At 46.3% G+C, this 6,386-nt stretch carries 5 protein-coding genes; 3 read left to right on the forward strand and 2 right to left on the reverse strand.

Annotation, left to right across the window (positions count from 1 at the left end; genetic code table 11):
* Positions 1-38: 38 nt before the first annotated feature.
* Positions 39-1,754, forward strand: coding sequence for an ATP-binding protein (locus JGK07_RS22905; protein WP_293242081.1), 1,716 nt, complete (start codon positions 39-41; stop codon positions 1,752-1,754).
* A gap of 367 nt (positions 1,755-2,121) precedes the next feature.
* Positions 2,122-2,385: a hypothetical protein gene (locus JGK07_RS22910; RefSeq protein WP_293242084.1), complete on the forward strand. Its 264-nt coding sequence runs from the start codon at positions 2,122-2,124 to the stop codon at positions 2,383-2,385.
* 5 nt (positions 2,386-2,390) lie between these two features.
* Here JGK07_RS22910 and JGK07_RS22915 read toward each other — a convergent pair whose 3' ends face one another.
* Positions 2,391-2,597, reverse strand: coding sequence for a type II toxin-antitoxin system prevent-host-death family antitoxin (locus JGK07_RS22915; protein ID WP_293242088.1), 207 nt, complete (start codon positions 2,595-2,597; stop codon positions 2,391-2,393).
* A gap of 337 nt (positions 2,598-2,934) precedes the next feature.
* Here JGK07_RS22915 and clpB point away from each other — a divergent pair, with 337 nt between their 5' ends.
* Positions 2,935-5,550, forward strand: a complete 2,616-nt coding sequence (gene clpB, locus JGK07_RS22920; RefSeq protein WP_293242091.1) for an ATP-dependent chaperone ClpB — start codon at positions 2,935-2,937, stop codon at positions 5,548-5,550.
* 345 nt (positions 5,551-5,895) lie between these two features.
* Here the strand turns inward: clpB and JGK07_RS22925 are convergent, their stop codons facing one another.
* Positions 5,896-6,060: a hypothetical protein gene (locus JGK07_RS22925; RefSeq protein WP_293177333.1), complete on the reverse strand. Its 165-nt coding sequence runs from the start codon at positions 6,058-6,060 to the stop codon at positions 5,896-5,898.
* Positions 6,061-6,386 lie beyond the last annotated feature (326 nt).

The raw sequence follows: 6,386 nt of genomic DNA on the forward strand, positions 1-6,386 counted from the left end.
AATAGATAATGCCCCTCAGGGTGACGAGTATATTGCCCATGTCTTCAACCTTAGCCTCGAACAATCAATCCCAGAACAATTCTCAAATAGGTTTTAAAAGTCTGTTGGGCCGCTTGGGTATCAGGCAAAAAATCGGGTGCGGATACGCCTTGGTCATTGGTATTGCCATTTTGGGCGCCGCCGGGGGACGGGGAGTAGAGTCATATCACAAACAGCAAGTGAGAGAAAAACTCGCGATCGACCGAGATAAAGCCGAAATCCTCACCAATCTGAATAATAGCGCCCAGGAAGTCAGAATTCACCAGCAATCACTGCTGAATCTGACGGGACAACCGCAAATTTTCGATCGCGAACGATCGGACTTTCTGACTCGCGTTGCTCAGATGAGCGGACAGCTAGAACAACTGCAAAGCCAGTCGCCGACTGCAAATTCCACTGTTGTAACAGATTACCAAGAGATTCAAGAGTTCGCGAAAGCCAACGGCAAAACTGTAGAAGCTTACTTCCAACAAGTCCAGAAACTGCTGGGGAATGCCAAGTTATCTGGTTTGAATCCGCAGCAGCGACAGGTATTCCAGCGGAACTTGAATAATTTTGCCACGGGGAACAACGCTTTTAAACTCGAACAGTTTTCGCAGGATTCGGCCAAACTGGCTGGTACCTTTCGAGACAAAGCAGACGAGGCCTTTAGAACCTACGAGAAAGCTGAACAACTCGGAACTCTGATTCTGGTTGGTTCTCTGTTGGTATCGGCGGGTATCGCCACTTTACTGGCAATATACACCAGCAGGGCGATCGCCCGACCGCTACAAGCCACAACCGCGATCGCTCAGCGAGTCTCAGAAGAATCAAACTTTGACTTGCAAGTACCCGTTACAACTTCCGACGAAGTAGGAATGCTGGCAATTTCGATCAACGAACTGATCCAAAGAGTCGCTGAATACACGGAAGACTTGCAAGAAGCAAAAATAGCAGCCGAAGCAGCCAACCGCTCGAAAAGTGCATTTCTCGCCAACATGAGCCACGAACTGCGTACCCCCCTCAACGCCATCATCAACTACAGCGAAATGCTGCAAGAAGATGCTCAAGATTCCGGTTCCGAAGACTTTCTCCCCGACTTAGAAAAAATTCAAACCGCAGGCAAACATTTGCTCGACATGATCAGCGATATCCTCGATATTTCTAAAATAGAAGCAGGTCACGTCACGCTTTATTTAGAACACTTCGATGTGGCGACGATGATTGAAGAAGTGATGACTACGGCTCAACCGCTAGTAGAGAAAAAAGGCAATGCTTTAACGCTGCAAGTAAAAGGTGAACTGGGCATGATGTACGCCGACCAACCGAAAGTCCGGCAAATTCTCCTCAATTTGCTCAGCAATGCTGCCAAATTTACCGAAAAAGGCGTGATTACGATCGAAATCGAAAAAATTAAAAATGAAAAGCCAAAACCTAAGAAAAGAAAGAAAAATAATGATATTAACTCTGGTGCAAACTACAGTTCTCAATTTTTAATTTTTAGAGTCAGCGATACTGGGATTGGAATGACAAACGAGCAATTAGAGCAAATATTTAAACCTTTTACTCAAGCTGATGCTTCGACTACTAAGAAGTACGGCGGTACGGGTTTGGGATTGACAATTAGCCAGCGTTTGTGTCAAATTCTCGGCGGCGAAATTAGCGTCGAAAGCGAGAACGGTAAAGGTTCAACTTTTATTGTCACTCTCCCGGAACGGGTGGTGATGCAGGCATGAAAACAGTTGACAGTTGACAGTTGACAGTTTGCCGTAGGGTGCGTCGCCATCAACAATCCCAAAAAAAATCGACAATCTCGCCCGCGACGCACCGGTGCAAAATTAATCAGCAGTCATTAGTTGTTATACACTGGAAAAATAGGCAAGTCATTAGCCGTAGGGTGCGTCGCCATCAACAATCCCAAAAAAAATCGACAATCTCGCCCGCGACGCACCTTGCAAAATTATACCATTTTTCTAAAATCGTGCAACACTCTTCGACCCCCCCTAGCCCCCCCGCTGTATTGCGGGGGGGACAAGAATACTGTTGCATTCTTTTTTAAAATTGGTATTAATCAGCAGTCATTAGTTGTTATACACTGGAAAAATGGGCAAGTACAGAAACCGGTACAGATTTCGAGAATTTCACCGGATAGAAAAGTTTGCCGATTCAAAATTTCCCGCTGCGAGCACGCACAGCCGAGTAGGAGATTGGGAAGTCGTCCGAGTTCAAACTTACTCGGAAGATTTACCTAGCGGTGACTTTGAGACTATTGTCGTGTGCTATTGCAGGTTCGCACCCGTAAATACTCCCCTCGAACCGATGCCGCAGATTCAAGTTGCCCCCCAGTTGCAGGAAACACAGGTTTAGACGGATTAATTATTGAGTAATCCTAACATTCTTTTCACTTCTGCTAAAGGCAGAGAAGGCTGATTTGCATCTTCTTCTTTTGCTGCTCTCAAATCGATCAAATCTTCTATGTCAGCAATTAATTCTTGCAGTGCTTCAAATTCTTCATAAGGAATTACTGCAAATTCTTTTTTGCCGTTTTTGGTAATAAACTCAGGATGTAATGGAATCATCGATATTTCCTCTCGGCGTTGAACTTTAAACAGTTTTTATATGTTTGATGACTTGAGTCCTCTGATTTTATGCGGACTAAAGTCCTCACTACAAACCTATACTGTTTGATGACTTGAGTCCTTTGATTTTATGCGGACTAAAGTCCTCACTACAAACCTGCGGACTAAAGTCCTCTCTACAAACCAGAAGCTCAAACACAGGGCGGAAATACCTATCTCCACATACGGGAACACCGATCGCCCCGCCGTCCGCAACTGCCTACAATGACAATTGTACGAGCAATTAAGCCATTGCCTTGACAGCAGTCATGTTTTTGAATTCAGGGAATTAAATTTTATGCAACCGAATAATCCTAACCAATTTACAGAAAAAGCCTGGGAAGCCCTCGCCCGCACCCCCGAACTCGTTAAAGCAGCCCAGCAGCAGCAGCTAGAAAGCGAACATTTGATGAAAGCTTTGCTGGAACAAGAATCGGGACTCGCTAGCAGCTTGTTTAACAAGGCTGGAGTTTCTGTGGCAAAATTGCGCGATCGCACTGATGAGTTTATCACCCGCCAGCCGAAAATCTCTGGAAGCGGTGGCAACGTTTATCTCGGCCGTTCCCTCGATACCCTGCTAGACAGGGCTGAAGCTTATCGCAAAGAGTACGGTGATGAATTTATCTCGATCGAGCATTTGATCCTGGGTTACGTTAAGGACGATCGCTTTGGCAAAAATCTACTCCAAGAATTTAGACTAGATGAAGCCAAGCTTAAAGACATCATCGCCCAAGTCCGGGGGAACAACAAAGTGACAGATCAAAATCCAGAAGGCAAATATGAAGCGCTGGAAAAATACGGCCGAGATTTGACAGAAGCCGCCCGTCAAGGCAAACTCGATCCGGTAATCGGACGGGATGACGAAATTCGCCGCACGATTCAAATTTTGAGCCGCCGCACCAAAAACAACCCCGTACTGATTGGGGAACCGGGAGTTGGCAAAACTGCGATCGCCGAAGGACTCGCCCAACGAATTATTACCGGAGATGTGCCGCAATCTCTCAAAGACAGACAATTAATTAGCTTAGATATGGGCGCGTTAATTGCCGGTGCAAAATTCCGGGGAGAATTTGAAGAACGCTTGAAAGCCGTGCTCAAAGAAGTTATGGATAGCAACGGCAAAGTCATCCTATTTATAGATGAAATTCACACCGTTGTCGGCGCCGGCGCCAGCCAAGGATCGATGGATGCTGGCAATTTGCTCAAACCGATGTTGGCGAGGGGCGAATTGCGCTGTATCGGCGCTACAACTCTCGACGAATACCGCAAGTATCTCGAAAAAGATGCGGCCTTAGAACGCCGTTTTCAACAAGTTTATGTCGATCAGCCGACAGTTGAAGATACTATTTCGATTTTGCGGGGTTTGAAGGAACGATACGAAGTTCATCACGGCGTTAAAATTTCCGACAATGCGTTAGTGGCGGCGGCTACTTTGTCAACTCGATATATTAGCGATCGCTTCCTTCCCGACAAAGCCATTGATTTAATGGACGAAGCGGCGGCTAAACTCAAAATGGAGATTACTTCCAAGCCGGAAGAACTAGACGAAATCGATCGCAAGGTTTTGCAGCTAGAAATGGAAAGACTGTCGCTGCAAAAAGAAAGCAATGCTGCATCGATCGACCGTTTAGAAAGACTGGAAAAAGACTTAGCAAATCTCAAGGAACAGCAAAGCGGTTTGAACGCACAATGGCAATCGGAAAAAAGTGTCATCGACAGCATTCAAAAGATTAAAGAACAGATTGATAAGGTTAATATTGAAATTCAACAAGCTGAGTTAAAATACGACCTTAACCGCGCTGCTGAGTTGAAATATAGCAAATTAACCGAGTTGCAAAAAAAACTGGAAGAAGCGGAAGCTAAACTGACAGCAAGTCAAATTACAGGTAAAACTCTGCTGCGGGAAGAAGTCACCGAATCTGATATTGCCGAGATTATTTCTAAGTGGACGGGAATTCCGATTAGCAAGTTAGTTGAATCGGAAATGCAGAAACTTTTGCACTTGGAAGATGAACTGCACAAGCGGGTAATTGGGCAGGATGAAGCGGTGACGGCGGTTGCAGATGCAATTCAACGATCGCGCGCGGGATTGTCCGATCCCAACCGCCCGGTGGCGAGTTTCATCTTCCTCGGCCCCACGGGCGTTGGTAAAACCGAGTTGGCGAAAGCATTAGCATCATACCTGTTTGACACCGAAGAGGCGATCGTCCGCATTGATATGTCGGAATACATGGAGAAACACGCAGTTTCGCGCTTAATTGGTGCGCCTCCGGGATACGTCGGCTACGACGAAGGTGGACAATTAACTGAGGCTGTGCGCCGCCGTCCGTATTCGGTAATTCTATTCGATGAAATCGAGAAAGCGCACCCGGATGTCTTCAATATCATGCTGCAAATTCTGGATGACGGCCGCGTTACGGATGCTCAAGGTCACACGGTTGACTTTAAGAATTCTGTGATTATTATGACATCGAATGTCGGCTCTCAATACATTTTAGATGTGGCGGGAGATGAGGAACAAATGCGGAGTCGGGTGATGGAGGCGATGCGGGCTACTTTCCGCCCGGAATTCTTGAACCGGATTGATGAGATGATTATCTTCCACGGTTTGAGTAAGGCCCAATTGCGGCAGATTGTGCTGTTGCAAGTTAAGCGGTTGGAAAAACGTTTAGCCGATCGCAAAATGTCTCTGAAATTGTCGGAATCTGCGATCGACTTCTTAGCCGAAATCGGTTACGATCCGGTGTACGGTGCGCGCCCATTGAAGCGTGGAATCCAGCGCGAATTGGAAACGCAAATGGCGAAGGGTATTTTGCGGGGAGATTTTGTTGACGGCGATACCATTTTTGTCGATATCGAGAATGAAAGGTTGGCGTTTAAGCGGCTACCGGCGCAGTTGGTGACTGCGAAATAATCTTAGTAGGGTGGGCTGCGGCTCACCTTATTTTTTTTGCCGCAGATGTAGGCTGATAGACGCGGATGGACGCGGATAGGATTGGGCGCGATCGCGCTTAAGTGCGATCGCTTCTAGATTCATCCTTTTTCAACTCTTGACGCTCTCGAACAGATTTAGTCAGCAGGTACGTTGCCAAACTGCTAACGCTTTTTATGGGCGGGCTAGAAGCCCACCCCACAAGAAATAATTTTTATTGTGGAACAGGCCGGAAAGCCTGTTGCGATGTGAGTTTAACCGCCACTAAAGCCATTCGTTGCACTCCTAAACATCTCAAAACAGTCCACCTTACGCTGTGGCGATCGCTTAAGTGCGATCGCTTCTAGATTCTTCCTTTTTCTGCTCTTGGCGATCTCTGACAGCTTTAGCTGCCACATGGGAAAGCAGGTTTGCGAGGGTTCTATCTTCTTCTTCAGCCCATTCGGACAGGGCTTGATGAACGTCTTCTGGCAATGTAACTGTAACTCGCATACGTGAAGGTATTGAAGGCATTGGCTGACATAGATTTACTGCAACTGTCTTCAATTTTACACTCTCACGTCATTATATATAGTTTTGTGTCACTTGATGTTAAAAACATCGAATTATGCTATAAGTGTATATAGGGTTAAGACCCTAAAACGTCAGAAGCCAGCCCCTTACTGTGGAAGGTTCCGGGCTGGCTCTGGCTCCAAAAATATCAATGGAGACGAGTTCTATGTTGACCAAAGAGCGAGACGCAAGCCCCTGGCTTTAGACATGGGGATAAGTCGGTAGCGGTTTCAACCGCCTTCTGTATTTAACAAAGCTTAATAAAG

Origin of the sequence: Microcoleus sp. PH2017_24_DOB_U_A, assembly GCF_020738205.1 — a bacterium.
GTDB lineage: Bacteria > Cyanobacteriota > Cyanobacteriia > Cyanobacteriales > Microcoleaceae > Microcoleus.